This window comes from Pseudomonadota bacterium, from assembly GCA_040752895.1.
In the GTDB taxonomy this organism is placed as follows: Bacteria; Pseudomonadota; Alphaproteobacteria.
Genome location: JBFMHN010000002.1, coordinates 432,197 through 458,722 on the forward strand (window position 1 = coordinate 432,197; position 26,526 = coordinate 458,722).

The 26,526-nt window shown below is 62.4% G+C and carries 21 protein-coding genes and 1 pseudogene; 16 read left to right on the plus strand and 6 right to left on the minus strand.

Annotated elements, in window-relative coordinates; genetic code table 11:
- Positions 1 to 146 precede the first annotated feature (146 nt).
- Positions 147 to 473, plus strand: a complete 327-nt coding sequence (locus AB1781_05960) for a PqqD family protein (protein ID MEW5704118.1) — start codon at positions 147 to 149, stop codon at positions 471 to 473.
- Here the strand turns inward: AB1781_05960 and AB1781_05965 are convergent.
- Complete coding sequence (locus AB1781_05965; GenBank protein MEW5704119.1) at positions 424 to 1,767, minus strand: HlyD family type I secretion periplasmic adaptor subunit; 1,344 nt, start codon at positions 1,765 to 1,767, stop codon at positions 424 to 426. The genes AB1781_05960 and AB1781_05965 overlap by 50 nt on opposite strands.
- Complete coding sequence (locus tag AB1781_05970; protein MEW5704120.1) at positions 1,764 to 3,935, minus strand: peptidase domain-containing ABC transporter; 2,172 nt, start codon at positions 3,933 to 3,935, stop codon at positions 1,764 to 1,766. The genes AB1781_05965 and AB1781_05970 overlap by 4 nt, the downstream gene beginning before the upstream one ends.
- 284 nt (positions 3,936 to 4,219) lie before the next feature.
- Here AB1781_05970 and AB1781_05975 point away from each other — a divergent pair, with 284 nt between their 5' ends.
- The 5 genes from AB1781_05975 to AB1781_05995 all read left to right on the plus strand — a co-directional run bounded on the left by AB1781_05975 (position 4,220) and on the right by AB1781_05995 (position 10,618).
- The gene (locus AB1781_05975) at positions 4,220 to 5,365 is read left to right on the plus strand and encodes a hypothetical protein (GenBank protein MEW5704121.1); all 1,146 of its coding nucleotides are present in this window, start codon (positions 4,220 to 4,222) and stop codon (positions 5,363 to 5,365) included.
- Between the two features lie 100 nt (positions 5,366 to 5,465).
- Positions 5,466 to 6,713: an outer membrane beta-barrel protein gene (locus AB1781_05980; GenBank protein ID MEW5704122.1), complete on the plus strand. Its 1,248-nt coding sequence runs from the start codon at positions 5,466 to 5,468 to the stop codon at positions 6,711 to 6,713.
- Between the two features lie 17 nt (positions 6,714 to 6,730).
- On the plus strand, positions 6,731 to 7,375 hold the full coding sequence (locus AB1781_05985; GenBank protein ID MEW5704123.1) for a polysaccharide biosynthesis/export family protein: 645 nt from the start codon (positions 6,731 to 6,733) through the stop codon (positions 7,373 to 7,375).
- A gap of 294 nt (positions 7,376 to 7,669) precedes the next feature.
- Positions 7,670 to 9,913 carry a polysaccharide biosynthesis tyrosine autokinase gene (locus AB1781_05990; protein ID MEW5704124.1) on the plus strand — a complete coding sequence of 748 codons (2,244 nt, stop codon included), beginning with the start codon at positions 7,670 to 7,672 and terminating at the stop codon, positions 9,911 to 9,913.
- An 18-nt stretch (positions 9,914 to 9,931) separates the two neighbouring features.
- Positions 9,932 to 10,618: a hypothetical protein gene (locus tag AB1781_05995; GenBank protein MEW5704125.1), complete on the plus strand. Its 687-nt coding sequence runs from the start codon at positions 9,932 to 9,934 to the stop codon at positions 10,616 to 10,618.
- On the opposite strand, the gene AB1781_06000 is transcribed toward AB1781_05995, so the two are convergent.
- Together AB1781_06000 and AB1781_06005 are read right to left on the minus strand one after the other, a co-directional pair.
- Positions 10,615 to 12,012: an O-antigen ligase family protein gene (locus AB1781_06000; protein ID MEW5704126.1), complete on the minus strand. Its 1,398-nt coding sequence runs from the start codon at positions 12,010 to 12,012 to the stop codon at positions 10,615 to 10,617. The genes AB1781_05995 and AB1781_06000 overlap by 4 nt on opposite strands.
- On the minus strand, positions 12,009 to 13,436 hold the full coding sequence (locus tag AB1781_06005; GenBank protein ID MEW5704127.1) for an undecaprenyl-phosphate glucose phosphotransferase: 1,428 nt from the start codon (positions 13,434 to 13,436) through the stop codon (positions 12,009 to 12,011). Before AB1781_06005 ends, AB1781_06000 begins: the two co-directional genes overlap by 4 nt.
- Positions 13,437 to 13,609: 173 nt before the next feature.
- On the opposite strand from AB1781_06005, the gene AB1781_06010 reads away from it, so the two are divergent.
- From AB1781_06010 to AB1781_06030, 5 genes and pseudogenes are all read left to right on the plus strand, one after another.
- The gene (locus AB1781_06010; protein ID MEW5704128.1) at positions 13,610 to 14,380 is read left to right on the plus strand and encodes a metallophosphoesterase; all 771 of its coding nucleotides are present in this window, start codon (positions 13,610 to 13,612) and stop codon (positions 14,378 to 14,380) included.
- A gap of 7 nt (positions 14,381 to 14,387) precedes the next feature.
- A complete protein-coding gene (locus AB1781_06015; protein MEW5704129.1) occupies positions 14,388 to 15,470 on the plus strand; it encodes a nucleotidyltransferase family protein in 1,083 nt (360 codons plus the stop codon).
- A gap of 95 nt (positions 15,471 to 15,565) precedes the next feature.
- Positions 15,566 to 15,832: pseudogene (locus AB1781_06020) on the plus strand (hypothetical protein).
- A 16-nt stretch (positions 15,833 to 15,848) separates the two neighbouring features.
- Positions 15,849 to 16,571 carry a methyltransferase domain-containing protein gene (locus AB1781_06025; protein MEW5704130.1) on the plus strand — a complete coding sequence of 241 codons (723 nt, stop codon included), beginning with the start codon at positions 15,849 to 15,851 and terminating at the stop codon, positions 16,569 to 16,571.
- A gap of 114 nt (positions 16,572 to 16,685) precedes the next feature.
- Positions 16,686 to 18,050 carry an O-antigen ligase family protein gene (locus tag AB1781_06030; GenBank protein ID MEW5704131.1) on the plus strand — a complete coding sequence of 455 codons (1,365 nt, stop codon included), beginning with the start codon at positions 16,686 to 16,688 and terminating at the stop codon, positions 18,048 to 18,050.
- 63 nt (positions 18,051 to 18,113) lie between these two features.
- On the opposite strand, the gene AB1781_06035 is transcribed toward AB1781_06030, so the two are convergent.
- Positions 18,114 to 19,259, minus strand: a complete 1,146-nt coding sequence (locus AB1781_06035; GenBank protein ID MEW5704132.1) for a glycosyltransferase family 4 protein — start codon at positions 19,257 to 19,259, stop codon at positions 18,114 to 18,116.
- Between the two features lie 70 nt (positions 19,260 to 19,329).
- Positions 19,330 to 20,613 (minus strand): lipopolysaccharide biosynthesis protein, encoded by a 1,284-nt coding sequence (locus AB1781_06040; GenBank protein ID MEW5704133.1) that lies wholly within the window; start codon positions 20,611 to 20,613, stop codon positions 19,330 to 19,332.
- Positions 20,614 to 21,326: 713 nt separating this feature from the next.
- Between AB1781_06040 and AB1781_06045 the strand changes: the two genes are divergently transcribed.
- The 5 genes from AB1781_06045 to rfaE1 are packed head-to-tail and all read left to right on the plus strand — an operon-like array spanning position 21,327 to position 26,352.
- Entirely contained in the window at positions 21,327 to 22,511 is a 1,185-nt protein-coding gene (locus AB1781_06045) for a glycosyltransferase family 4 protein (protein MEW5704134.1), read from the plus strand.
- Positions 22,511 to 23,503: a UDP-glucose 4-epimerase GalE gene (gene galE, locus AB1781_06050; GenBank protein ID MEW5704135.1), complete on the plus strand. Its 993-nt coding sequence runs from the start codon at positions 22,511 to 22,513 to the stop codon at positions 23,501 to 23,503. The genes AB1781_06045 and galE overlap by 1 nt, the downstream gene beginning before the upstream one ends.
- The gene (locus tag AB1781_06055) at positions 23,481 to 24,263 is read left to right on the plus strand and encodes a WecB/TagA/CpsF family glycosyltransferase (protein MEW5704136.1); all 783 of its coding nucleotides are present in this window, start codon (positions 23,481 to 23,483) and stop codon (positions 24,261 to 24,263) included. Before galE ends, AB1781_06055 begins: the two co-directional genes overlap by 23 nt.
- Positions 24,264 to 24,267: 4 nt before the next feature.
- Complete coding sequence (locus AB1781_06060) at positions 24,268 to 24,855, plus strand: D-sedoheptulose 7-phosphate isomerase (protein ID MEW5704137.1); 588 nt, start codon at positions 24,268 to 24,270, stop codon at positions 24,853 to 24,855.
- A 9-nt stretch (positions 24,856 to 24,864) separates the two neighbouring features.
- Positions 24,865 to 26,352, plus strand: a complete 1,488-nt coding sequence (gene rfaE1 / locus AB1781_06065) for a D-glycero-beta-D-manno-heptose-7-phosphate kinase (protein MEW5704138.1) — start codon at positions 24,865 to 24,867, stop codon at positions 26,350 to 26,352.
- Positions 26,353 to 26,526 lie beyond the last annotated feature (174 nt).

Below are 26,526 nucleotides of genomic sequence, written 5' to 3' on the forward strand. Positions count from 1 at the left end.
CATAAAAGGGCGCGCCCCGTGTTCTGGCAAGGGATAACCCGCGCGCGGTCCGGCGCGGGCAGTTTTGTCTTGCCTTGGCCGGCCGCCCTCAAGCCTTGTTTCCGGTCGGGCAAGACCGCATAGTTTCGGCCGAAGGGTGGCGCGGCATGGGCGAAGAAGGCATGGGCGAAGAACGGTTTTGCCGAAACCCGGCGGTCAGCGTGACGGCGGTCGAGGCCGACCTTTTCCTCGTCGAGCCCATAGGCCAGGACGTTTACTATTTGAACGCCATCGCCGGCGGCATCTGGCAGGTCCTGGAAGCGCCGGCCATGCGGGAAGAGGTCCTCCGGCTTTATGCGGCGGCCTTTCCCGATGAGGACCCGACCCTTCTGGCGCGCGAAGTGGGTGCCACCTTCGACGACATGGCCCGGCTCGGGCTTGTGATCAGCGCTCCTGAAACGCTTGAGCGGAAGTCCGAAACATCCGATCCGTAAGGTAGGAAAGAATGGACTTCTCGCCGATCCGCAGATCGACGTCCACTTCCATGCCCGGCTGCACCGGCTGTTCGTCGGGCCGTTTGCCGAGATGGGCCCTCTCCGTGCGGATGACGACGGTAAAGTAGGACTCGCCGCCCGCGGCCGGCGTCACGGCGTTCGCCGCGACCTGCTCGACCCGGCCGTCGAGGCTTCCGAAGCGAAGGAAGTCGTATGTGCGGAACTTGACCCGCGCCGCCTGCCCAAGGGCGACATAACCTATGTCGCGATTCTGGACGCGCGCCTCGACGATAAGGCTGTCCGTCGTCGGCACGATGTTCATCAGGGGATCGTTCCCGCCGATTGTCTGACCGACGCTCGTGACCCGCAGGTTCTGGACGATGCCGGCGGCCGGCGCCCGGATCACGAGCGCCTCGCGCTGACTCTTTCGCTGGGCCAGCGCGCCTTCGGTCGCGTCACGCTCTTTCTGGGCGGCGGCCAGGTGGTCGAGAGCCTCGGCGTGGAATTTCTGTCCAACCGCTTTTTGGCGTTCCTTCGCCTCGGCGAAGGCGGCGATCAATCTTTCCCGGGCTTCGGCCAGCGTGCCTTCGGATTCGGAAAGCTGGCGCTGGATCGAAAGGTGGCGAAGTTCCGGGAAATAGCCTTTTTCCACCAATAGGTTGACGGAACGTTCCTGCTTTTTCAGGAGGGCGAGGCTGTTTTGCAGTTCCTCGATCCTGAGGGTCAACGCCTCGACGTCGCTGGCGCGCTGCTCGACCACGCTCGCCGCGATTTTTTCATCGCTGGCGAGCGTGGTCGAGCGGGATTCGAAGAGCCGGGTCTGCAATTGTTCGAGATCGGGCCGCGCCGCGTGCAGCGCGGCCGGAAACTCGGGCCGCGATCGGGTCGCTTCCGCCTCGAGGCGGGCGCTCCTGGCCGCCAGGCCGTACCACGCGTCCTGCAGGCGGGTGATTTCCTCCTCCAAAAGGCTGGCGTCGAGTTCGACCAGCGCCTGCCCGGCGTCCACCCTGTCGCCCTCTTGCACGTGAACGGCGACGACCCTTCCCCCTTCCGGATGGTTGATGATCTTCACGCGGCCGAAGGGGCGCACGACGCCTTGGGCGGTGGCGACCTGTTCGACCGTGCCAAGACCCGCCCAGATAAGGACGGCGGCCAGGAAAAGCGCGATGGTGAAGATAAGGAGGCCGGCCAGAGGTGCCGGTTCCGCGTCCAGGCCGACCGCCTTGGGATGAAAGTCGGCATCGGTCTGCGTTACCTTCCGGAACAGCGAGAGAATTTGGCGCGCCCGCGTCATGTGCCTTCTCCTCCCACAAGGTCGGCCAAGCGCTCGCGCACCACGTCCAGCATTTCCGACGCCGGCCCCTCGCGTTCGATCCGTCCGTCCACCAGGAGGACGACGCGGTCCGCGATGGCAGCCGGCGTCAGCCGGTTCGTGAGCAGAAGGATGGTATGCCCCTTCGCCTTCCGGCGCAGCTTGTGAAGCAGCGCCGCCTCGGCCGCCGGGTCGATGGCGTTCGTCGTCTCGTCCAGGATCAGCACCTTCGGGTTGCGGGCCAGCGCCCTAGCGAGGCAGAGCAACTGCCGCTGGCCGGCGGAAAGCCCGCGCCCGCCTTCGCCGAGAAGCGTGTCGTAACCTTTCGGCAGGCGCTGGATGAAGGCGTGGGCGCCGACGAATTTCGCAGCCTCCACGGCACGCGCCGCCGGCATGCCGTGAAGGCCGAAGAGAAGGTTCTCGCGCACGGTGCCGGAAAAAATCTGGCTTTCCTGCGGCCCGGCGATCACCTGCCGGCGCAGGGCGGGGGCGGAGAAATGGGCGGCGTCCGCCGCGTCCAGAAGAATCCGTCCCGCGGTCGGCGCGTAAAGGCCTTGCACCAGCTTCGCCAGCGTGCTTTTCCCCGAACCGGCCGGGCCGACGATCGCAACGACCGTCTCCTTTGGGATTTCGAGAGTAACGCCGCGCAACACCTCCGGCAGTTCCGGCGCGTAGCGAAAGGAGACGTTCTCGAAACGAAGGGCACCGGTAATGGGCGGCAAGACCGTCGCCATGCCCGGCGCGCCTTCGGCGGGGGCGGCGAAGAGGGCGTTAAGTTCGTGAAAGGCGGTCCGCGTCTCCTGCAGTTGATTCCAGGCGGAAACGGCTTGGCGGACGGGTGCGATCGCGCGGCCGGCCAGAAGGTTCGCGGCGACCAGCGCGCCGATGCTGAGTTCGCCGGCGATGACCAAACGGGCGCCGACGAAGATGATCGCAAGCGCGGTCAGTTGCTGTAACAGAGCGGCGAGGGCATTTACGAGCGCGGCCAGATGGTCGGCGCGGAAGCCGGCGCCGGCGGCTTCCGCTACCCGTTCCTCCCACCGGCGTTCGACCTCGGGCTCCAGGCTCAAGGCCTTCACGGTCAACGCGTTCCGAAGCGTCTCGAGATAGGCCGACGACCGCGCGGCGAGCGCCCGGAAGCGTTCCTCGAAGAGTCCTTTCTGCGCTCGGTAGAGCGCTAGGGAAACGAGCGCGAAGAGAAAAAGCGCGGCAAGCGCGATGACACCGAGCAGCGGGCTGAGGAAGAAAAGGACGATCAGGAAAAGAAGAACGAAAAACTGATCGATCAGGAGGACCGGCACGGACCCGGTAAAGAATTCACGGACCGTGTCGAGCCGGCGAAGGCGCTCGTTCATCAGGCCGGCGGGGGCCGCCTCCAGGTCCCGGTAAGGGAGGTGGAGCACGCGGTGCATCGTTTCGCCGCCGAGGGTTGCGTCAATCCGCGCGCCGGTATGGCTCACGACGTAGCCCCGGATGCCGCGTAGCACGGCGTCGAAGGCATAAAGGCTCAGCATGCCGAGGGCGAGCACGTTGAGGGTGTCGAGGGCGGCCTGGGCGATCACCTTGTTGTAGACCGTCATGACGAAAAGGGGCGTCGCCAGCGCGAAGAGGTTGATAACGAGAGAGGCGATCAGAATCTTGACAAGGACGCGCTGGAAACGCCCCGCGAAAAGGCCGCGCAGGCCTTCCCCGGCGGTGACGGCCGGCCGCCGGCGGAAAAGCAGGACGTCCTGTTCGGCGCCAAGCCGGCCCGCCTTCTCCTCCCGGCTTTTTCCGCTTGCCGGATCGAACAGGCGGAGATGCTCGCCCTTGCGTTCAAGCGCGAGCAGGGTTGGCTTGCCGTCGCCGTCGAGGAGCAGGAAGGGCGGACGGACGTTCCCCGGCTTCGCGCGCCGCCGCTTTGCCCGGAAGCCGAGCCGTCTTAAGGCGCGGACGAAATCCTTCGCCGCCGCCCCTTCTTTCGCAGGCGGCAGCAGGGCATAAAGGTCAGCGGCATCCAGCGGCCTTCCGGCCTCCGCCATCAGCACGGAGAGGATGGCGCGAAAAGGGTCTCCCGATGGGGATGGCGACGGCGCCGCCGGGGATGGGGGAACTGCCTTTTTTTCAGCGTCGCCGTTTTTCGGCAGGTGTGCTCCGGTAACCTGCAGCACGGTTAAGACACCTTTCTAGCCGACTCTTCGGGCCGGTCTCTCGGGTTGCGGCTTTCGGTCCGGCATTCTTGCGAACAATAAAACTCCGCGGTATTAAAATCCGCGGAGCCAGAAGGAAAACGGTAAAGAAATCGTAGGCGAAAATCCATCGGCCCGGCGGCGGATCGCGGCCCGCGCCAGCGCTTATGATGCAACTTGTTGGAAACACAGGTTTTTTTTAAACGCCCCCGATCGCCTAAGCTTTTTTGATTTCCCGGGATGAGCGGTTTCTGTTAGATTTTCGTATGACTTACGGTAAGCGCTTCGCAGACGTTAGGGTGTGGCGGGCGAACCTTCGGCGGCTCGTATGCGCCGCCTTTACCGGTGCTTTTTTCGCAAGCTTTCCTGCCACCGGGCCTTCGGGTGCGGCCGATGCCACGCAGCCGGAACTATCGCCGGCCGAGCGGAAGGCGCTTCTCGGCGCGCTCTCCGGCACGGAGGAAGGCCTCGCCGATCTCGACCGGCTTCTCACCCAAGGCAAGGCCGGCTCCAAGGAAGTGGAGGCGCGCGCCGAGAACCTTCTTCAGCAATTGAAAGCGGGCGGCTTCATCCAGGACGCCACGGCGGCGCTTACGGTCGCCGATCGGATCATCCAGGCTTCCATTTCCCATTCGGGGGGTGGCGCGAAGATCATCCAATTCGATCCTTCCAGCAATTTCCTTCCGTCGAAAGACGTCATCGCGCTCGATTTTGGGCCGTCCGATAAGAAGGTCAGCCCCGGCTTCGAGCGCATCACCACCCTCGACAAGCGCATCGAGCCGGCCGAAAAGGACGGCCTTCAGGCGATTCGCCGCCCCGGCCAGGACACCCTCCAGTCGGGTGGCATGATCGGCATCGGCAATTTGAAGGTCGAACTCACGAAAAGCGGCCGCTGGCGGATCATCCTGATGACGGAAGCCTTGGGCGAAGGCGGTGCCGCGGCACCCTTCGGGGAGTTCATCATGGTGAACGGGGTCAATATCCCGATCGCCCAGGCCCTGCCGGAGGATTGGGTTCGGGTTGCGCGGCTTAAGACCGGGGGTGAGTCGGCGGCCGAAATCTTCAATCCATCACAGGCCGGCCCCACTGCCCGGTTTGCCGGCGGCATCATTGTTCTTGAGGTGGACGTGCCGGGCAGCGAATTGAAAATCGGATTTTCTTCCGGAAAAACATACCTGACCGGGGCGATTTTCGAGCCGACGGACAAGCCTAGCGTTCTCAACCTGCCACCGGAGGCCAAGGACGCCGTTTTTTCAGACAAGCGGCGCCTGCAAGTGGAAGCGAATGTCAGCTCGAAAGTTGCCGAATTGGTCGCCGAACTTGTGACCAAGGCCAAGGACAGCGAAAAAAAGAAATCGCTCGATCTGCCGGAGCCTGTCCTCAAGAATGAGCGGATCGCAAGCCCCAGCTAAGCCGAAAGTCCATCCTTTTCGTTCTTCCCCATGCGGCGTGGCGGGCCATACCGGAGAGAGCAAGCCTTTGTGGACCTGCCGACTGCGGCGTTTTGGTCTTTTGGCCCTGTTTGGTGTGGCGGGGACCGGGGCCGCCCTTGCCCAGACGGCGAAGGAGGATTCGGTCACCACCCGCGTCCGTCCGGACTACGACGCCTTAGGGATCGAGTCGCGGGATTTCTTTCCCGCCACCGGGACGGCGGCTGACCCGGCGGTGAGCAGTTTTATCCTCTTCCCGAAAATAGATATCGAGACGGAGTACGATGACAACACCTTCCGCACCGAAACGGACAAACGTGCCGACACGGTCTTTCGCGTGAAGCCGGGTATTCGCGCCGAATCGGACTGGGATAACCACTTGCTTGCCTTTCGCGCGAACGGCGAGCTCGGCCGCTTCGCCGAGAACGGAAGCGAGGATTACAACGACTATAATTTCGGCGTGAACGGCCAGCTGGATTTGACGGAGGAAATGTCGGTGGGCCTGGGGAGCGGTTTCGCGCGGGCGCACCAGGACCGCGGCTCGCCGGACGACACCGGCCTCGGCATTCCGCTGACGAAATTTTTCCAGACGTCTTACGACGCCAACGTCGTTTTCACGGGCGAGCCTCTTTCCTTTCGCCTGGACGGGGTGGCGGACGTCTTCAATTTCCAGGACGCCGGCCCCATCAACAACGACGACCAGGACCGCAACAAATACAAGACGACCTTCCGCGTCGGCTATGAAATCCTCGAAGGCACGACGCTCTTCGTGCAGCCAGGCTACAACGTCGTTCGCTATGACGCGGCGGTGGACGACGAGGGCCTTCGCCGGGATTCACAGGGCTATGAAGTCCTCGCCGGGTTCACCTGGGATCTCTCCGGCGTCACCTTCCTCGAACTCGGCGCGGGCTATCTCCGTCAGAGCTTCGACGACCCGCTGCTGGGCACGGTGAGAGGCCCCTCCTTCAGTGGCGATCTGGTCTGGAACGCGACGGATCTCATGACGCTGACCGGCAGACTGTCACGGACGGTCAAGGAAACGACGCTCCGCAACGCCTCCGGCATCCTGGAAACCAATCTCGAATTCGTGGTGGATTACGACCCGCTGGAAAACCTGATCTTCACTCTGAGCGGGGCGTTCCGCAACCAGGACTTCAAGGGGATAGACCGCAGCGAGGATGGGGTTCGCTTCCGGCTCGGCATGAAATATCTTATGAATCCTAACGTGGTGTGGGAATTGCGCTACGAGAACGAGGATTTGGATTCAAACCTGGCTGGCGAAAGCTATAAGAACAACCAGTGGCTTGGGCGGCTGACCTTCCGTCTGTAAGGGGCGGGGAGCGCGGGATGACGAAGCGGGAAAAAGAAAAAAGCGCGTATTTTCGCCGCCGCCGCGGCGCGGAGCGTTGCCCGCGTCGAAGGATTTTCCCGGCGGCGGGCGTCGCCCTTGCGGGTATCTTCTTCTTTCTTTTGTTCGCGGCCGGGTCCTTGGCCCAGAACCCGGGAGAGACCAAAGCTTCGGATTCGGTCGGGGTGGAGTACTACCTTGGGGCGGGGGACAAGCTGAAGGTCACGGTCTTCGGGCAGCCCGACATTTCTGGCGAGTTCGACATCGACGGCGCGGGCTATATCTCCCTGCCGCTTCTGGGGCAGGTCAAGGCGGCCGATCACACCGCCCGCGACCTGCAAACGCAGATCGAGCGCGAGCTCGACGCCAAGTTCATCATCGACCCCAAGGTCAGCATCGAGGTCCGCAATTTCCGGCCCTTCTTCATCCTGGGCCAGGTCACCAAGCCGGGAAGCTACCCTTACCAGAGCGGCATCGATATTCGCCAGGCGATCGCCATCGGCGGCGGCTTCACCCGGCGGGCGCAAACGGACGTCGTGACGCTGATCCGGCGGACGGGGGCAGGGAAAACCCGCTACGATGCGACCCTCGACGTACCGGTCCTGCCGGGAGATACGATCGAGGTCGAGCGCCGCCTCTTCTAGCCAGGCCCTACTTTAACGTCGGCGCCGACCATACCCTCTCACGTGAATGTGAGAGCCGAGGGCATTTCATTAAAAACATAACAAATCTAACAAGTTAGCGCCAATTATCCGACCGTTTATGATAGATGTTTGCCGGAAGTGAATGGAAAAATAGCAAAAAGGGTTTACGGAAAATCCTAAAATATGCGGTAAGCTTACGTCAATTCCTAACGGCGCCTATATAGGCTACGGCGTTCGGGCAATGGCCGACGCCTTGAGATCTTAAGGGGGATCTGGGGAGAAGCGTTGAATCGTATGGCCGACATTCGTCAATTGCGGGGCACGCCGCCGGCTTCGCCCTCCGCGCCGACGTTCGGCGAAGCCGAGGGGGACGAGCTCGACCTCGTCTACCTCTTGGGCGTGCTGCGCCGGCGCAAATACCTAATCGCCGGCATCGTGTTCCTGATCACCAGCTTCACGGCACTTTTCGTCAGCCAGATCACGCCGCTTTACCGGGCGGAGGCGTTGCTGGTTCTCGAAGAGAACCAAAGCAACGTCTTGAACATTGACGCCGTCACCAGGGGAATGCGCACGGACTATTACACGAACGAGACGGAGGCCGCCGTCATCGGCTCGCGCGCCCTTGCCGTCAAGGCGGTGAAGCGGCTCAACCTTGTCGAAGATCCGATGTTCAACCCTTTCCTGGTGCCGCCGCAACCAAGCCTTTGGGCCGCGATCGGGGTCTGGCTGTTCGGCAAGGCCGAGGAAAAGGACTGGACAAGCGGCATGACACCCGAAGCGGTCGAGAACTACACGCTTGAGCTTGTGACGGATTACTACCTTGCCGACCTTTACGTCCAGCCCTCGCTCACCTCGCGGATCATGTCGGTCGGCTATTCGTCCACGGATCCTGCCACCGCGGCCAGGCTCGCGAACGCCGCGGCTGAAATCTACATCCTGGACCAGCTCGAGACGCGCGGCGCCGCCACCGTCCGGGCGACGGACTGGCTGAACGAGCGCGTGGAGCAACTGCGCCTTCGCGTCATCGAATCGGAGCGTCGCTTCGATGTGTTTCGCCGCGAGTCCGGCATCGTCGAGGTCGGCAGCACGAACGTCTACCAGCAGCAACTTGCCGAACTCAGCACACAATTGATCGCATCGCGCGGGCAGCGGGCCGAGGCCGAGGCGCGCGAGCAGCAAATCCGGCAATTAATGGCTTCTTCCGGCAACATCGAATCCGCCGCTGCCGTTATCGATTCGCCGCTCATCCAGAAATTGCGCGAGCAGGAAGCGGAACTTCTCCGCAAGGTTTCCGAGCTTAAGACCCAGTTCCGGGAAGGGCATCCAAAGCTTCTGTTGGCCCAGAACGAGATCGGCGACCTTCGCGAGAAAATCGCGAACGAGGTGAACAAGATCGCCCGCAACATCGGGTATGAACTTGAAATCGCCCGCGTGCGCGAGGCGAATTTGCAGACGGAAGTCAGGAATCTGCAACACCGCATCGAGGAGCAGGCCGAGGCGGAAGCGAACCTGAATTCGCTGGAGAGCGAAATCAAGGCGAACAAACAGCTCTATGAGACGGTTCTTGCCCGCTTCAAGGAAACGAAGGTGCAGGACGAGGATCTGATTCAGGCGAACGCGCGGGTGATTTCGCCCGCCGTCGAACCCAGCCGGCCTTACTACCCGAAGAAACGGCTGATGGTGATGGCCGCCCTTTTTGCCTCCCTTGTCGCCGGCATCGCGCTTGCCTTCATGCTGGAATATCTCGACTCCGGCTTCCGCACGGCCGAGCAACTGGAAAACGTGACGGGTCAACCGGTGTTGGGGATTTTCCCCTATCTTCGGGACGGCAAGGTGCCGTATCTCGAGGCGGTCGACCGTCCGAACAGCATCTTCGGCGAGGCGGTCCGCCGCCTCCGCACCTCGCTTGCGCTTTCCGACGTTCACGGGAGGCCGAAAACGCTGATGGTCACCTCTTCCGTGCCGGGCGAAGGGAAGACATCGCTTGCCGTCGCCCTCGCCGCGTCGGCGGCGAAGTCGGGGCAGAAATGCGTTCTTGTCGATTGCGACCTTCGGCACCCGAGCGTCCATCGCGTCATGGAACTTGCGAACGATCGGGGCTTGAGTACCCATCTCACCGGCCAAGCCAGCCTCGGCGACGTGCTGGAGGTCGACTTGCGTTCCGGCTTGCGCGTGATTCCGGCGGGGCCCATCGTGCCGCACCCGGCCGATCTTCTGGGCTTGCAGGAGATGCGCGGCCTGATCCACCGGCTGGAGGAACTTTTTGATTTTGTGGTGCTGGATGCGCCGCCGCTGCTTGCCGTGTCTGACGCGCTGGTGCTGACGCGCGGCGTGAACAAGGTTATTTTCGTAGTGCGTTGGGCGAAGACGGACCGCAACACGGTCAAGGCGGCTTTAAGGCAATTGCTTGAAGCCGGCGGCGAGGTGGCCGGCTTGGTCTTGAGCCTCGTCGATATCCGCAAGGGCGCCCCTTACGGATTAGGCTCTTCCGGCCGCGCCTATTACGAGGGCTACGACCGGTATTACAAGGAAATTTGAGGAAACGGCTCAATCCCCGTGCGGCGAACCCCCGGAAGCCTTGCCCTGTTTGTCCTGCCGCTTCTGCTTGCCTTGCTTGCGGTTGGCCTCGCCGTTCCCCGGCTCGCCGCCGCCTTCCTTCTGCTTCCCGCCCACGGCATCGTCGAGGCGGCGGGAAAGGGCGAGCCGGTTTCCGACGCCGCCCTTTCGCGGGCACTCACTGCGAAGACGGCCGCCTTTCGGTGGGTGAGCGACCCCAAGACGCAATCGGACATCGGCACCCTTCATCTGCTCGCTGCGCACAGGGCCGGCACCGGAAGCCCGGAGGGGATCCGTTTGCTTGAGGAAAGCGTGACCGCGATTCGCGCAAGCCTCGGTCTTTCGCCGGCCCAGCCCTATGCCTGGCTCCAGCTCTTTCAGGCCCGCCTCGCGCTTGAGGGGCCCACCGCCGCGGCCAGCCCGCTTTTCGTTCAGGCCATCCGCACGGCGCCTACCGAATCCCACATCGTTCTTCCCCGCCTCGAGGTTGGCCTCGCCGTCTGGACGTTTCTGGACGCCGAGGCCGTGCGCCACCTCAAAGGGCAGGTGGCCCTGGCGGCGCGTTACCATCTGTGGCCGCTCACCGAGATGACGAAGAAGCGGCATGCGCTAAAGCTGGTCCGCGAGGCGCTGGAGGAAGATCCCGAATTGCTCAACCAATTCGATGTCATCTATCGCCGGCTTTAGGAAGGCGAAACCGCTTCCTCGCGCGCCGACCAGGACTGGGCCGAGGCAACGCCCAGCAACCCGAGATAGGTGATGGCGACAGCCGGAATCTGGAGGCTGAAATCCGCCAAGGCGTGCACACCAACCAACGCCGTGACGGCAACGCCCGCGGCCGGGAAAATCGCGTTCCGTCGGCGGCGCAAGGCGCCCAGGAAACAGAGAAGCGTTACGTAGCCGGCCAGAAAGAGGAGAAGCGCGAAGGCCGGCAGGCCGCCCCCCATTGCGAGTTCCAAGTAGGTGTTGTGGGCATGGTCGATTGTATCGACGTAAAACCGAAAGCCCTCGTCCCGGTAAAGACGGAAACTTTCCTTGAAGGTGTCGAGGCCAAAGCCGAGGAAGGGTCGGTCCCCGATGCCCTCCAGCGTGCGTTCGTAAATCGCCAGCCGATCGGTCTTCGCGGCGTCGCCCAGCCGGTTGAAGACTTCCTTTCCGCTGACGGCAAGGATGGCGGCGAGGAGGCTTAAGGCCAACATGCCCCCCACCGCCATGGGCAGGACTTCAATCGAGCGCCGCTGCTCGCGCAGCCGCATGCCGGCGACGACGGCGAAGGTGCCGATCCCGACCGCGGCGCTCAGGAATCCGCCGCGGGAATGGCTGAGCAGGAGGGCGGTAAAAAGAATTCCGCAGGCAACGATCAGGAAATAGAAGCGGAAGCCGCACGCGTCGAAAAATCCCAAAGTGTCCTCGGCCGCGATCGGGCTGTGACGCCGGATGCGCCGGATTTCAGCGAGCAGAAGGGCGAGACAGGCGAGCAAGGTAACGCCGGCGTAGGTCGCGTAGTGGTTACGATTGACGAAGGTGCTGGTTAGCGAATCCTGATACGCCCATTTCGGGTACCAGAGAATTTTCTGGCTGCCGCCGAGATGTGCGACGAGGCCATAGATCGCATAGGCAAGCCCGGCCATTGCGACGATCCAGAAGATGTTCCTGGCGCGCTTCTCGTTGCGGCCGAGCTGGAAGGCAAGCCAGAAAACGCCGCCATAGGTGAGCAGCCGCAGCACGGCTTGCCTGCTCGCCTCCGGGTTCAGGCTGATGGCGCCGGCAAGCGGCGCATTCAGCGCCCCCGAAGCCTCCCGCCAAAGCGGGTGGTGCCAGGCTTCCGGCATCCCCCCGCTTGCCTGCGCCAGGAACCAGAAAACCAGGACGGCGAAGGGAACGACGATCAGGCGGGAACGCCGCCATTCGATCGGGGCGAGCGCAGCGTTCCGGAAGGCCGCTACTGCCCAAAGCACGACGAGAAACCCGACGCCAAGGCCAAGCAGCGCCCATGCCCACGGCCGGTTGCCGCCGAGCGGCAACGGCGAAAGCGCAATCAGTGTGCCGAGCGACCAGAAAAGGAAGGTGCCCGCGTTCAATAGGCGTTTTCCTGCATGAAGGGTACGAGAAAGGTCAGAAAAAGAATCTTGATGTCGAAAAAAAGCGACCAGTTGTCCACGTAGTAAAGGTCGTACTGCACCCGGCGCCGCATTTTTTCGAAGGTGTCCGTCTCTCCGCGCAAGCCGTTTACTTGCGCCCAGCCCGTGATGCCCGGTTTCATGCGGTGCCTGCCGAGATAATCGTCGATGATGGCGGCGTATTGCTGGTTATGGACGACGGCGTGCGGCCGCGGGCCGACCAGCGACATGCGGCGCTGCAACACGTTGATCAGCTGCGGCAGTTCGTCGAGACTGGTGCGACGCAGGAAGGCGCCGACCCGCGTTATCCGGGGGTCCCCCCGCCGCGCCTGGGCAACGTCGCCTTCGGCCTTCGCCGCCGACGCGCTTTCCTTCGTGTGGCACATCGTCCGGAATTTGTAGACGTGGATCGGGTTGTTGTAGAAGCCGTACCGCCGCTGGCTGAAGATGACAGGGCCGGGGCTGTCCAGCTTGATGACGGCTGCGATCAGGAGCATGGCCGGCGAAAGCAGGAGCAGGAGCAAGCTTCCGAGAACCAGGTCCTCGACGGTTTTGGTGACGAGGTCCCAGCCGCTCAAGGGCCGTTCCTGAACCGTCAGCATTGGCCACCCGGCCACCCGGTCGATCTTGTGAATGGGGATGGGGGCGTTCACGATTTCCGGGCAGAGGTAGATACTCAAGGGAAGCGTGCGCAGCTTCTTCAGGACGCCCAGCAAATTTTCACCCTCCGACCAGGGAATGGCGACGATGACTTCGTCCACCTTGTGCGTCTGGCTATAGGCCGGCAAATCCGCGACCGTGCCGAGCACCGGAAATTCGCCCACCTTCTCGGGCAAGGACGCCCTCGCGTCGTCGAAGAAGCCGACCAGCCGTATGCCCGACGCCGCGCCCTGCATCAAGTGTCTGGCCAGCGCTTCGCCAAGCGGCCCGGCGCCGACGACGGCGGCGTTCAGGGTCAAATCGCCCGTTCTTCGCCAGCGGCGGGTTTGCAGAAGGGCGAGAAAACGTAAAAAAAGAAAACCGACGAAGCTGAAGGAAAACCAAAGCGCCGCCCAGATGCGCGAATAGTCCTCCGACGACTTCGTGAAGTAGGCGATAAAAACCAGCGTCGCGAGAACGACGATCCAGGTAAACGCCAGGCGGCCGAATTGAGGAATCGGCACGGTAATATCGGAGAAGTTATAAAGCCGCGCGAAATGAAAGTAGTTGATCGTCAGCAGAACGCCGGCGGCAAGGGCGGCCTGATAGTTTGTCGGCAAGTCGAAATCCGCTTCGCGGAGCCAGTAGGCGAGAATGCCGGTCGCGGCGACGACGCAGGCATCTCCCACCCGCAGCGCGCCCATCAGGAACGTCTGCAGGTCGGTCGAAATCGTCCTCGAACGCAATGGCGGGTTCGCGTGCACAAAGATAAGGATACGTAAGGTATCGCCGCAATCAAGCGAAAGGCGCCGCCGCGCTGGCGGCGAGAACGGGCTTGCAGGAACCCCGTGCTTGCCGATCCCCGTCCGGAAGCGCCTTTTCCCTGGCGATTTCGTCGCGGAAGGGACATATCTTTGGCATGCGCCAGGATTTTCCCAGCCTTGCCCGCCGGGCGGCCGCGTCGGAGAAAGAAACCCGTCCGCCCGAGGGGACCGTCGTTTACGCCATCGGCGACATCCACGGCCGGGCGGATTTGCTTGGGGAATTGCAGGCAAAAATCCGGACGGATGCCGGCGCGCGCGAGGGGCCGCGCAAGGTCATCGTCTATCTCGGCGACTATGTGGATCGCGGCCTGCAATCGCGCGAGGTGCTCGACCGTCTGCTTGATGAGACGCTTCCCGGCTTTCTCTCCGTTCCCCTCAAGGGCAACCACGAAGAGGCGCTGCTGAAATTTCTCGACGACATCGACATCGCTCCCGGCTGGTTCTCGTACGGCGGGGATACGACCCTTTACAGCTATGGCGTAGAGGTGCCGCGTCCGCCGCTCACGGCGGAGAAACTATTGGGCACCCAGGCCGAATTCCTGCGCAAGCTGCCGAACCGCCATCTCGCCTTCCTGCGCGGCCTTCGCCTTTACCACGAGGAAGGGGACTATTATTTCGCCCACGCCGGCGCCCGGCCGGGGCGCGCGCTGGGCGACCAGGCGGAAGAGGACCTGCTCTGGATCCGGGACGAATTCCTGTTCTCGGCCTATGACTTCGGGAAAATCATCGTGCACGGCCATACGATCGCGCCGGACCCGGAGTTCCAGCCAAACCGGATCGGCATCGACACCGGCGCCTTCGCCAGCGGACGGCTCACCTGCCTCGTCCTCGATGGCGCCGAACGGCAGATCTTGCAAACCGGGTAGTCATTTCGTGCCGGACCGCGCCGCGACCGAACGCAACGGAGAGACCGGCTTCTGGCGGCTCGTCACGCGCCCGGAGACGGCTTCCCTCGCCGTCGCCACGCCCGAGCTTTTGCGCCGTTTCGGCGATCTCCTTTCCCCGGCCTTCGCGCGCGAGGCGCTCTGTGTCGCCGAAGCGCGGGCGGGCAGACCGCTCCTTGCCCCGGAAGCGGCGGAGAAGAGCCTGCTCTACAACCGCTTTCTCCGGCACAACCAGTTGCGCTGGGTGCGCGAGATCGGGCAGGCCGGCTTCGATGTCGTTTATCTCAAAGGCTTCGCCGCGGCGCACACGCTTTACGAGAACCCGGACGCGCGCACGGTCGGCGATCTCGACCTCCTTATCCGGGAGGCGGACCTCGACCGGCTCATCCGGTTTCTGGCCGGTCGCGGCTTCCGGTTCGGAGGCGGCGCGCGTTCGCCCTGGGGCTTCATCTCGAAGACCAGCTTCCTTCCCTTCGTTTCCGCGGACGGTTCCGCCAACCTCGACCTCCATATCGCCCCCGACGCCTACCCGGCGACGCTTGCGCTTTCAACCGAAGCGCTGTTCGCCGAATCGCAAAAGATCGAGGCGGCCGGCCTGGTGTTGCGCGTTCCCTCCGCCGAGCATGGCTTCTTTCTGCTGCTGACGAACGCCGCGAAGGTGGCCTTCGGGCCGCTCAGCGTGCGCAAGACCGTGGACGCGATTTGCCTGCTTCGGCGCGTGAAAACCCTCGATTGGGATCGGCTGGGGCGGCTGGCGGCAAAGGGCCGCCTGGCCAAGCCGTTGCGCGCCTACTTAGCCCTTCTGCGCCACCTCGGGGCCGAAACCGCGGGCGTGCCGGACGCCCTTATGGCGCCCTTCCGTGGGCTTGCCGCGGCCGAGCTTGGCCGCCTCCTGCACCGCTACGACACGCTCTTTGCGAAAGCGCCCGGCCGGTTCGAAACCTTGCGAACCGAGCTTCTTCTGGGGGGCGAGCTTCGCGTCGGGCTTTACCGGAACTGGCTTCGCCTGCGAGGTCTCGTCCGGCCTTATGGCGGGCGGCCACCCGAAAAGGGAATCGGTTTCTGGCGTTGAGCGAAGGGTTCGGGTTTATGACGCGCCTTCCAAAAGAAAAATGCGGCCCAAGGTCCCGTTCGTCTTAACCGGCCGAATGTGTTAACGTTTCCTTTGTTAAAGGCGACCCCCTAGAGACATTGGGAAATATGGCTCCGTTGCTTGGGAAAATCTCCATATTACGCCTGGACGCCGATCGGTATGAATCTGCAAAAACCGAACTGGAGATCTTATGCCCCCGGTCAAGCGCGGGGGGTGTTCCGGCCCCGGATGATGACGGATTGTTGGTTGGCGGCGAAAAGTCGGCCGATAAGTGTTTTCAAGAAAACGGCAAGCGGCCATTGTTTCTAAATATGATTAAACCGACCCCACCGCAGCTCTAATCATTCATCGCGTGCCATGCGGGTGCTAAATATAGGGTGTGGCACGAAGACTTCCGATCGGTGCGTTAACATCGACTGGTCTCCCTATCTTCGGATAAAGAAAAATAAGTTTTTTCGTGCGCTCGTTGTGCCGTTCCTTAATGAGAAACGGCGGCAGCGCCTGAGCCTGCTATCGGACAACGTGATGGCCCATGATTTAAGAAAGGGCATCCCGTTTCCAGATGCAAGCGTAGACGCCGTTTATCATTCTCATATCCTTGAACATATTGATCGCGAGGATGTCCTTTCCTTTCAAAAAGAAATTTATCGCGCGTTGAAGCCGCGCGGCATTCAACGAATCTGTGTGCCGGATCTGGAAACCCTTGCGCGAAACTATTTAACCAGCCTGGAGCGTTGCAGGGCAGATGAAGCCATGCTCGGCAAGCACGACGGTCATATCGCAGATATGTTTGAGCAGTGCGTTCGAAGGGAATCCTTTGGCACGAAGCATCAACCGCCCATGCAGAGGTATTTGGAAAATCTAATCTTGGGAGATGCGCGCAAGCGTGGAGAGACGCATCAATGGATGTACGACGCGTGCAATTTACGATTTATTCTAGGGCAAGCCGGATTTCAGGACATCGCCACCCGTGGTTTTAACGAAAGCGATATTCCAGACTGGCAATCTTTCGGCCTTGAGGTGGATGAAGAGGGAAACGAATATAAGCCGGGGTCCTTGTACGTTGAATGCACAAGATAGAATCGCGAGGGTCTTTCGATGTGTCCGATGCAATTTGCCTTTGGCGCGCCAGAAGAAAGCCGGGCCCTTCGCTTTCATGAAAATATTTCAGGCGTCATTTAAAAAGAGGCAGTCTTGACTCTCGCAAACGTTCGAGACCGGTTGGCTCTTTTCATTCTCTCTTGTTACCTGATTCTCAACTATGGCTTCATGATTCTGCGCGTGCCGCCAAGCGTTGGCGCGCCGTTCGGCGAGCTGTTGTTGCTGTGCTATCTTCTGTGGCTTACCGATGTGCGGTTTTTACCGCGCTTTTCACACGCGCTAGTCCTGCCGCCTTTTCTCCTTTGGTGGAGCCTTGGGTTCGGGCAGCTTTTAGTCAATACGCCAGCGCATGGAATGTGGGCGTTTCGCGACGCCACGCATGTCATCGAATCTCTTTTTCTTTGGGTTGGTTTTGTTTTTGCGACCAAGGAAGCAAATATCGAGCGTTTCTTCCGGTGGCTTCCCCGGCTGCTTGTGATTGGTGTTGTGTACGGCTTGACTTTTCCCTTCAGCGACTTTTTTCAGAACCTTTCGCCCGCGATAATCTCGCCCGCCGGAAATAATGTCACGATCCTCTTCCAGTACGTAAACTCGTCAGTCATGCTGTTGATGGCGGCAGCGTATCTCATGATTATCCGGCCGAAAACGATCGCTATCGGGCCTATGCTGCTGGCGTCGCTGCTGCTTGCCTTTGTCGTCGCCTTCTTCCAGGCGCGGACGGTTTACCTTCAGGTGCTCGCAATGCTGCTGCTGTTTGCCTGGCAGTACCGCAGCTCCTTCGCAAAAATGTCTTCTTCTCTGGCCGTGGGCATGGTTGCTTTTCTCGTCGTTTCCGCGTTGGGCATTCAGTTTACCGGCCGTATCGGAGGCCCCATATCCTTCGAATTCATGATCGCGCATTTTGCGACGATCATGGGCAAAGGCAGCGGCGAATTGGCGGGGGCGGCTGGGGGCGTGGACCTTCGTATCGGATGGTGGGTCGATATCTGGGAACGGGTCACGTCCAGTTTTGGAAACCTGTTTTTTGGCTTGGGCTACGGCGAGCCGCTGGTCAAATTCGTCAACCTGGAAGGTTCGATCGTTCGCGAACCGCACAATTCCTACATCTCGGTTTTTGCCCGCATCGGCGCGGTCGGTCTCTTCGCCTTTGTTTGGATGCATATAGTGCTTGTGCTGTTGTGGTCGCGCGCCTTTCGACTGTGCCGTCGGGCGAAATATCGTGTTGGGCAAGAGCGGCTGCTGACCCTTTTCGTCTTTTTCCTTCTAATCTGGATTTTTGCGATCGGCGAGGATGCCTTAGAGAAGCCCTTTAACACGATTCCCTATTATTTCTTTTGGGGGGTCATCGTTCATTATTCTCTTAACCTTCGGGCAAAACTAAAGGCGCCGCTTCGTCACCGGCGGCCACTGCGTACGCTTCTTCAAGGCCAAATCCAGGGGCATCCTTCTCGTCCGTAACTTCTACGGGCAGGCCGGCGATGAAGACGCCGTGTTTGCGAACGGGCGCGCGTCGCCGGGCGGTCACTCTCTCTTCGTGAGGCGCTTTTTGAGGGATAGATAATTTATATACGCCGTGCCGTAAGCTTCAACCATCTTGTCCACCGTGAAATTCTCGCCCCAGCGCGCCGCTATCTCGCGAAGTTGCCCCTTATCGAAAGCACCATTCACGAAATCCGCGATCAGATTTCCAAGTGCCGTGGCGTTCTCAACCGGCACTTTAAGCGGCCACTCCGGCGGGAGGGTGTCTTTCAAGCCAGGAGCGGATGTGCCGATTACGGGGACGCCGGCGGCCAGACTCTCGAGGGCAACAAGACTATGCCCTTCAAAACGCGACGGCATAATGACGGCATCGAAGGCGGGAAAAAGGCGGCCGATTCCAGGTACCGGCGGGTGGAAAAAGACGGGCAACCGTCGTTCGGCCGCTCGATCGGCGCAGGCGCTCTTTTCTTCGCCGTCGCCAAAAGCATGCAGCTCGAACTTTTCCAACATTTCTTCCGGCAAGCGTTCAAATGCGTCAAGAAGGATGTCGAAACCCTTTTGAGGCATGAACCGTCCGGCAAAACAAAACAGGATCTTTTCGGCGTCTGCGCCAAATTCGCCAACCAGCGCAGGGCGGTCAAAACATTCTTTCTCGGATATTTTGCGAATACCATTGGGAATTTTCACTTGTATCCGGGATTCCGGAAGCCCATATCCTTGTCGGAGCTTTTTGTAAGCATCCCTTGCGCCATCGGAGATATGGACAATTAAGTCATCGCGAAAATTCGATTCAGAGACCCACCCCATTAGACGGTGCGTCGGCCACAGCGTGGTGTTGTGAATGGTCCTCGCAGGCGTGATATCCGTCACGCGCCCCGCCAGAGAGAGGATGAAATCCGGTATATCCGTGTGGGAGTGCACGATGTCCGGATTCCACGCGCGACAGAAAGACGCTAGTCGGAAGGGGGCGGTTAGACTGTTCAGGCGGACATGAGACCCGCCAATTTCCAAGAATTCCACGCTTGCCCCGGAAAGGCGTTTCTTCTGATCGTCACCCACCCTATTGGCGATCTTGGGCGTCTTCACCGCCACCACGCAAGAGTCGTGCCCCCGCTGTCTTAAGCCAACCGCCAGGCTGACGGCCACTTCCTCGGCGCCGCCCACCCAAAACGCCGTTATGACCTGCATTATTCTCATAAACGAAAATCCATGATTTCAAAGTGTGGCGCAAAACGATCCGCACAAATAACGCGATGGGTTAACGTTTGGCGGGGGCTGATTTAAGGGAGGAAGCCGTCGTTAAGCCAAACAACAGTTTGCCAATAAGTATTACGTTGGTGATGAATATACCGGCTACCACGCCGGAGGGCCCCATTAGCTGGATCAACGGATACGCGGCCAGAATGCTGAACAGGGTCATCCAGCAGTAGGCCGCAAAAACGACTTGGGTGCGTTCGATTGCCTGCAGGCCGGATCGCAAAGGCAATGTGAGAAAGATCAGAGGATAGATCGCGGCCCACCATTGCAAAAGGTATCCATAGCCAACGTAGTCGTCGCCATAAACAAGGGCGAGCCAGTAGTCGGGAGCAATGGCCGCGATGACGGCGACGATGGCCATGGCGCCACTGCCGAGCAGCGTTACCCGCCTCAGGTAATCGAATAAAGCTTTCTTGCCGCCGACATGGAAATGCCGCGCCGCCCGGGTCGGAACGATGTTCTCAAGCCCTTGGAACAGAATGTGGGTGATGCCCATCAAATTCTGCGCCGCCCTTATGGCGCCCACCGCGGTGGTGCCGAGCAGCGCGCCGGCGGCGATGATGAAAAGATTCCCCGTCGTCCACAGCATCAAGGCCGAAGGCGTCAGCCACTTGGAAAAATGCCAGTGGCGGGAAGCGATCGTGCGTAGGCTCGCTGCGTTCACCTCGATGCGCCCGACGGTGAATGCCCCATAGGCGGCGGCGGCGGCGGCTATTATCGCAATGACCCATAGCACCCTGGCGCTGTCCATCGTCTCGCGGAACGAAAGGAACAGCCATATCAGAACGGCGATCTGCCCCAAATAACGGACCGCGTCGTTAGCGAACGCCGCGGCGGCGCGCCCTCGGGTAAAGAAGTAGCGGCGCAGGAAATCCTGGAACTGGAAGGCAAGCGCGGCGGCGGCCAGGGGAAAGGCCAGGCCTTCCACCCGCCACTCAGGGAAAACCGTGCCGCTGAGGCGGACGCCGGCGAAAAGCAGGAAGAAGACCGCGCATGAAAAAACGATCTGCTGAACCACGACCGCACCGTAATAGGCCGGGGCTTCGGCCTCGGCCTGCTTGGGGCCGATGCTCATCATCGGGGAATTGATCGCGGCGTGCTGGATGCTGTTGACGAACAATACCGCCATCCAGGCCAGGGTGAACCGCCCAAACTCCTCCAGCCCCAGATAGCGAGCCACTAGGATGCCGGTGAGGAAATTGACGCTGCTGACCATCGTCTGGTCGGCCAGCGCCCAGTTGACGTGACTGTAGCGGGTCCACAATCGTACGATCGGCTGAATCATGGGGTGCCATCCGCTCCGGCGTTAAGCGCTCTCGTCGCGCGCGGGCGCATCCGCGTCCAAGGATTAGCTCCGCAGACCCAGAACTTGCAGAAGCGCTAACAGGGTGAACCGGGGCGTCACTACGGGGTAACGCCGCCACGGACAAGGCTCGGTTGCCAGGCGGTGGGGCCATTCAAGCTCGCTTCGCTGCATCCGAGCCGATTTCTGACTGGCCATAATGCCATGTATGCCCCGAATATAAACGGTGTCGGGCTAATGGCCTTCGATTCACCCGTCGATGATGTCGGGAGCCGAAAGCATGGCGGTGGCGCTCGCCGATGGAACTACGCTGGCATGAATAAGGAGTTTCCGTCAAGAGTGGTGCGGATGAACTTGGAGGTCGGAGGCGTTGTTGGTGCAGGGGATCTTGCGGTTGGTGGTGCCGCCGTGGCGGTCGGTCTTGCGGCCTTTATTTGGATGCATATGATGCACGTTGCTGTGATTCCGCGCCTTTCGGCCGGGCCAGGAACGGTTCCTCGTCCTCCGCGTCTTTTTTCTGCGGATCTGGGTTTTCGCGATCGGCGAGGACGCCTTCGAGGAACCGCTCAACGCGACTCCCTATTATTTCCTGTGGGGGATTATTCTCCACTATTCGTTATTCTTGCGGGCGAAGCTCAAAGCGCCGCCGGCGCCGGCCCGGCGGCCGCTTCGCAGCCTCCTGCGGGGTGAGGCCCATGCGCGTCCTTCTCGTCCATAACTTCTACCGGCAGCCGGGCGGCGAAGACGCCGTGTTCGCGAACGAGCGCGCGTTGCTGGAATCCCACGGCCATGACGTACGCCCGCTTACCCTCTCGAACGACGACCTCGGCGGCGCCCTCGCCATGCTGCGGACGGCATGGGAGACGCCCTATTCGGAGCCTTCCCGCCGCCGCATGGCGAAAGCTTTAGCCGAACACGCGCCCGATCTCGTCCACGTCCACAACTTTTTTCCCCGGTGGACGCCTTCCATTTTCGACGCCACGCGCGAGGCCGGCGTGCCGTCCGTGATGACGCTTCACAACTACCGGCTGATCTGCCCGGCGGCGACGCTTTACCGTTCGGGCCGTATTTGCGAGGAATGCGTGACGGGCTCGCCCTACCGGGCCGTGCTGCACGGCTGCTACCGCGATAGCCAGCCGGGGTCCCTGGCCGTCGCCCGCCTGGTCGCCCGCCACCACCACCGCCGCACTTGGCACGACAAAGTGGACCGCTTCATCGTGCTTACGGAATTCGCCGGGCGGAAATTCGTCGAAGGCGGCCTGCCGGCCGACCGGCTGCGTGTGAAGCCGAACTTCCTGCCGGCCGTCGGGGCGGATGCCGCGGACGGGCGGGGTCGCGGCCCCCACGCCCTCTTCGTCGGGCGCTTGAGCGCGGAGAAGGGAATCCAAACGCTGCTGCGCGCTTGGGCGGGGCTTGCGGTGCCGCTCCGCCTGGTGGGAGACGGCCCGCTTCTCGATGCGGCGCGCGGTGCCGCGCCGCCTGCGGTTGCCGTGCTGGGCGCGTTGGCCAGGGAAAGGGTGGCCGAGGAGATGCGGCGCGCCGCCTTTCTCGTGCTGCCTTCGGAATGGTATGAGGGCTTTCCGATGGTGCTGGTCGAGGCCTTCCGGGCCGGCCTTCCCGTCGTCGCCGCGCGGCTTGGCGCAATGGCGGAAATCGTGGAAGACGGCTTGACCGGGCTGCACTTCGCGGCCGGCCGGGCGGCCGATCTTGCCGAGAAGGTTCGCTTCGCGGCGGCCAACCCGGAGACGATGCGCGCCATGGGGGAAAACGCCCGCAGAGTCTATGAACGGCGCTACACTGGCGAAGCGAACTACGCACGGCTCATGGAAATCTACGGCGAGGCGCTGCGGGCCGGGACCGGCGAAGGGGGAAATGGCTGATGCGCGTGTTGGTCACGGGGGGTGCCGGCTACATCGGAAGCCAGACGGCCTTGCGGCTTGCCGAGGCGGGCCACGATATCGTCGTCCTCGACAACCTGTCGGCCGGCCACCGCTGGGCGGCGCCTGGGCATGCGCTGGTCGTTGCCGATCTCGCCGATGCGGATGTCCTGGAAAGGCTTTTCGAGGCCCGCGCCTTCGAGGCGGTCGTCCATTTCGCGGCCCATATCGAGGTCGCCGAATCGGTCGCCAACCCGCTCAAATACTACCGGAACAATACCCAGAACACGCTGGCCCTTATCGATCGCTGCCACCGTTTCGGCGTCCGGCACTTCGTCTTTTCCTCGACGGCGGCCGTCTACGGTATGCCAGAGGACGGCCGCGTCGCCGAAAACGCGCCCCTTCTTCCCATCACCCCTTACGGCGCCTCGAAAAGGATGAGCGAGCGCATTCTCGAAGACGTGGCGAAGATTTCTTCCCTTCGCTACGTCGTCCTGCGGTATTTCAACGCCGCCGGCGCCGACCCCGAGCTTAGGCTCGGCGAAGCCCACGACCCCGAAACCCACCTCATTCCGATCGCCGTGCAGACGGCCTTGGGGTTCCGCCGCCGGCTTCAGGTCTTCGGCACCGACTACCCGACGCCGGACGGCACCTGTGTCCGCGATTACATTCACGTCGACGATCTGGCGATGGCGCACATCGCCGCCCTCGACCACCTGGCTAGGGGAGGCGGATCGCTTACCCTCAACTGCGGCTACGGCCACGGGGCAAGCGTGCGCGAGGTCATCGCGATGGTGAAGGAGGTCAGCGGCTTCGATTTTGCGGTCGAGGAAGGGCCAAGGCGTCCGGGCGATCCGCCGGCGCTGGTGGCGGACACGCGGCGCATCGGCGAGGCGTTGCGCTGGAAGCCCGCCCACGACAATCTGCGGTTTATCGTCGAGACGGCGTTCAACTGGGAACGGAAATACCGGGATGACTTTGCCCGGAAAAAGTAAGCAAACGAAAACCGGCCTGGTCATCGGCGCGCCGGTGACGGTGGGGGATCGGGCCTTGGCCAGGGCGGCGATCCTTGCGGCAGCACGCCAGGGCCAGGGCGGCTATGTTTGTGTCGCGAACGTCCACATGGTGACGACGGCAAGGCGCGACCCCCGCCTTCTGGAAGCCATGCGTCGCGCGCTCTGGGTCACGAGCGACGGCATGCCACTGGTCTGGGCGCTCCGGCGCGGGGGGCATAAGGAAGCCTGCCGGGTGGCGGGGCCGGATCTCCTGTGCGACCTTCTGGCGGCGGCGGAGAAAGAAAGCCTGCCGGTCTATTTCTACGGCGGCGACGGCGAGACGGCGGTGCGCCTCAAAGACGTGCTGGCTGAACGCTATCCCCGGCTAATCGTGGCGGGGATCGACGCTCCGCCCGCCCTCGCCCTCGAACCCGTCGTCGAGCCGGTTTTCGTCGAGCGGCTGAACGCCTCGGGCGCGGCCCTTCTCTTCGTGGGCCTCGGCTGCCCGAAACAGGAATACTGGATGGCGGCCCACGCCCCCCATCTCAAGGCCGTCTCGCTTGGCGTGGGGGCCGCCTTCAACTTTCTTGCCGGGACGGTTCGCCGCGCGCCGGGCTGGATGCAGAATCTGGGGCTGGAGTGGCTGTTCCGCCTGCTGGCCGAACCGCGGCGCCTGTGGCGGCGCTATCTGGTCACGAACAGTCTCTTTATCTGGTACTATCTTGGCGCGTTCCTGGGATCAAAAGATAGGCGTATGTAAGCGCATGACAGCCCCCGACCTCCGCAAATTCTTCGCCGCCGAGTTTTCCGAGCACGCCGCCGTCGTTGCGGCGACGGAGCAGGCCCTCTACGAGCCTTTCGCGCGCCTGCTTGAGGTTTCGGCCAAGGCGGTGCGCGGCGGCGGCAAGCTGCTTTTCTTCGGGAACGGCGGCAGTGCCGCCGATGCCCAGCATTTGGCGACCGAGCTGACCGTTCGTTTTCAGAAGAACCGCAAGGCGATACCCGCCATCGCGCTGACGACCGACAGTTCCGCCTTGACCGCCATCGGCAACGATCTCGGTTTCGACCAACTGTTCGCGCGGCAGGTCGAGGCGCTGGGCAGACCCGGCGACGTCGCGATCGGGATCAGCACGTCGGGCCGCAGCCCGAACATCCTTCTGGGGTTGAAGCAGGCGCGCGCGATGGGGCTTGTCGCGGCGGCGCTGACGGGAAAGGACGGCGGCGAGCTTCCGCCGCTCGCCGACCCGCTGCTCAAGGTGCCGAGCAGCCGCACGTCCCGCATCCAGGAAATGCACATCACGCTCGGCCAGATGCTGTGCGGGGCGCTTGAGATGGAACTCGGCCTCGTCTAGGAAGCGCGCATGAACCAGGAAAGAAACGGAACGGTCGCGGATCCTTCGGCGCTGGCGCCAAGCGTGGAAACCTTCCGCAGCGCCCGCGTCGTCTGCGTAGGCGATGTCATGCTGGACCGCTTCATCTACGGCAAGGTCGAGCGGGTCTCGCCGGAGGCGCCGATCCTCGTCCTCCAGGTGCAGCGCGAGACGGCTACCCTGGGTGGCGCCGGGAATGTGGTGCGGAATTTGGCGGCCTATGGGGCGAAAGTTTCCTTCTTCGCCATCGTCGGTGACGACGCGGCCGGCGCCGAGATACGCGAACTCGTCCGGAAGGAAGGTTGCTCGAACGACGGCATCGTCATCGAGCGCGGCCGACGGACAACGATCAAGGAACGCTTCGTGGCCGGCAGTCAGCAATTGCTGCGGGCCGATCAGGAGACCCGCGCCCTTCCCTCCGACGCGACGCTCGGCAAGCTTCTCCTCGGCGTCGAGGCGGCGCTGAAGGCGGCCGATATTCTGGTGATATCGGACTACGGAAAGGGCGTGCTGGCGGGCGGCGCCATCGAACGCGTGCTCGGTTTCGCCGAACGGGCAGAAGTGCCCGTCCTCGTCGACCCGCAAGGGTTTGATTATAGCCGCTACCGTGGCGCGGCGCTGCTGACGCCGAACCTGCGCGAACTGCACGAGGCGACGCTTCTTCCCGTCGCAACCGACGACGACGTTATCGCGACGGCGAAGAAACTGATCGAGACCGCCGGCGTAGGCGGCGTCCTCGTCACGCGAAGCGAACGCGGCATGACCCTCGTCACCAAGAACGGCGAGGTCGAGCATCTGCCGGCGCGCGCCCGGGAAGTCTTTGACGTATCCGGCGCCGGCGATACGGTCGTGGCGACGCTGGCGGCCGCGCTTGTCGGCGGCGTTTCCCTTTCGGAAGCCGCTTACCTGGCAAACACCGCCGCCGGTATCGTCGTCGGGAAGGTGGGAACCGCCGTCGTGCACCCCGCCGACCTAGTCGCCGCTCTCCACGAGCGCGACCTCCTGGCGAGCGCGGACCGGATCGTCGCGCTGGAAGAAGCGAACGAGGCGATCGAACGCTGGCGGCGCCAGGGCTTTCGCATCGGTTTCACGAACGGCTGCTTCGATCTTCTGCATCCCGGTCACGTCGCCTTGCTGCGCCAGGCGCGGGCGGCCTGCGACCGGCTGGTCGTCGGGCTCAACAGCGACGCCTCGGTGGCGCGGCTGAAGGGGCCGGACCGTCCGGTGCAGCCGGAGATGGCGCGGGCGACCGTGCTCGCTTCGATCGCCGACGTCGATCTCGTCGTCCTCTTCGCCGAGGATACGCCGGTCCGCCTCCTGAAGGCGATCCGCCCGGATGTGCTGGTCAAGGGGGCGGACTACCGGGCGGACGAGGTGGTCGGCGGCGATTTCGTGCGAAGCTATGGCGGCAAAATTCTGCTGGCCGACCTCGTGCCCGGCCACAGCACCAGCGCGACGATCACCCGCCTCGCAAAGTAATGGCCGGCGACCTCGGAAGATTTGGAGGAAGCGGGGTGCCGCCGCCGCAGAATTCGGCCGCGGCCGAGGAAGCGCGAATTCAGAAAGCCGGTCACAGGGGCGCGCCATATGCTTGCACGCGCGCCAGCCTAACTTTTTGATTTAAAATAATTTTTCTGAAGATTCCGGCGGCGG

Excerpts from the sequence above, each read along its gene's own strand:
- galE (MEW5704135.1), top strand. The coding sequence starts at position 22,511 with ATGCGCGTGTTGGTCACGGGGGGTGCCGGCTACATCGGAAGCCAGACG.
- AB1781_05960 (MEW5704118.1), top strand. The coding sequence starts at position 147 with ATGGGCGAAGAAGGCATGGGCGAAGAACGGTTTTGCCGAAACCCGGCG.
- AB1781_06060 (MEW5704137.1), top strand. The coding sequence starts at position 24,268 with ATGACAGCCCCCGACCTCCGCAAATTCTTCGCCGCCGAGTTTTCCGAG.
- AB1781_05985 (MEW5704123.1), top strand. The coding sequence starts at position 6,731 with ATGACGAAGCGGGAAAAAGAAAAAAGCGCGTATTTTCGCCGCCGCCGC.
- rfaE1 (MEW5704138.1), top strand. The coding sequence starts at position 24,865 with ATGAACCAGGAAAGAAACGGAACGGTCGCGGATCCTTCGGCGCTGGCG.
- AB1781_06040 (MEW5704133.1), bottom strand. The coding sequence starts at position 20,613 with ATGATTCAGCCGATCGTACGATTGTGGACCCGCTACAGTCACGTCAAC.
- AB1781_06045 (MEW5704134.1), top strand. The coding sequence starts at position 21,327 with ATGCGCGTCCTTCTCGTCCATAACTTCTACCGGCAGCCGGGCGGCGAA.
- AB1781_05975 (MEW5704121.1), top strand. The coding sequence starts at position 4,220 with ATGACTTACGGTAAGCGCTTCGCAGACGTTAGGGTGTGGCGGGCGAAC.
- AB1781_06055 (MEW5704136.1), top strand. The coding sequence starts at position 23,481 with ATGACTTTGCCCGGAAAAAGTAAGCAAACGAAAACCGGCCTGGTCATC.
- AB1781_06010 (MEW5704128.1), top strand. The coding sequence starts at position 13,610 with ATGCGCCAGGATTTTCCCAGCCTTGCCCGCCGGGCGGCCGCGTCGGAG.
- AB1781_06035 (MEW5704132.1), bottom strand. The coding sequence starts at position 19,259 with ATGCAGGTCATAACGGCGTTTTGGGTGGGCGGCGCCGAGGAAGTGGCC.
- AB1781_05990 (MEW5704124.1), top strand. The coding sequence starts at position 7,670 with ATGGCCGACATTCGTCAATTGCGGGGCACGCCGCCGGCTTCGCCCTCC.
- AB1781_05965 (MEW5704119.1), bottom strand. The coding sequence starts at position 1,767 with ATGACGCGGGCGCGCCAAATTCTCTCGCTGTTCCGGAAGGTAACGCAG.
- AB1781_06025 (MEW5704130.1), top strand. The coding sequence starts at position 15,849 with ATGCGGGTGCTAAATATAGGGTGTGGCACGAAGACTTCCGATCGGTGC.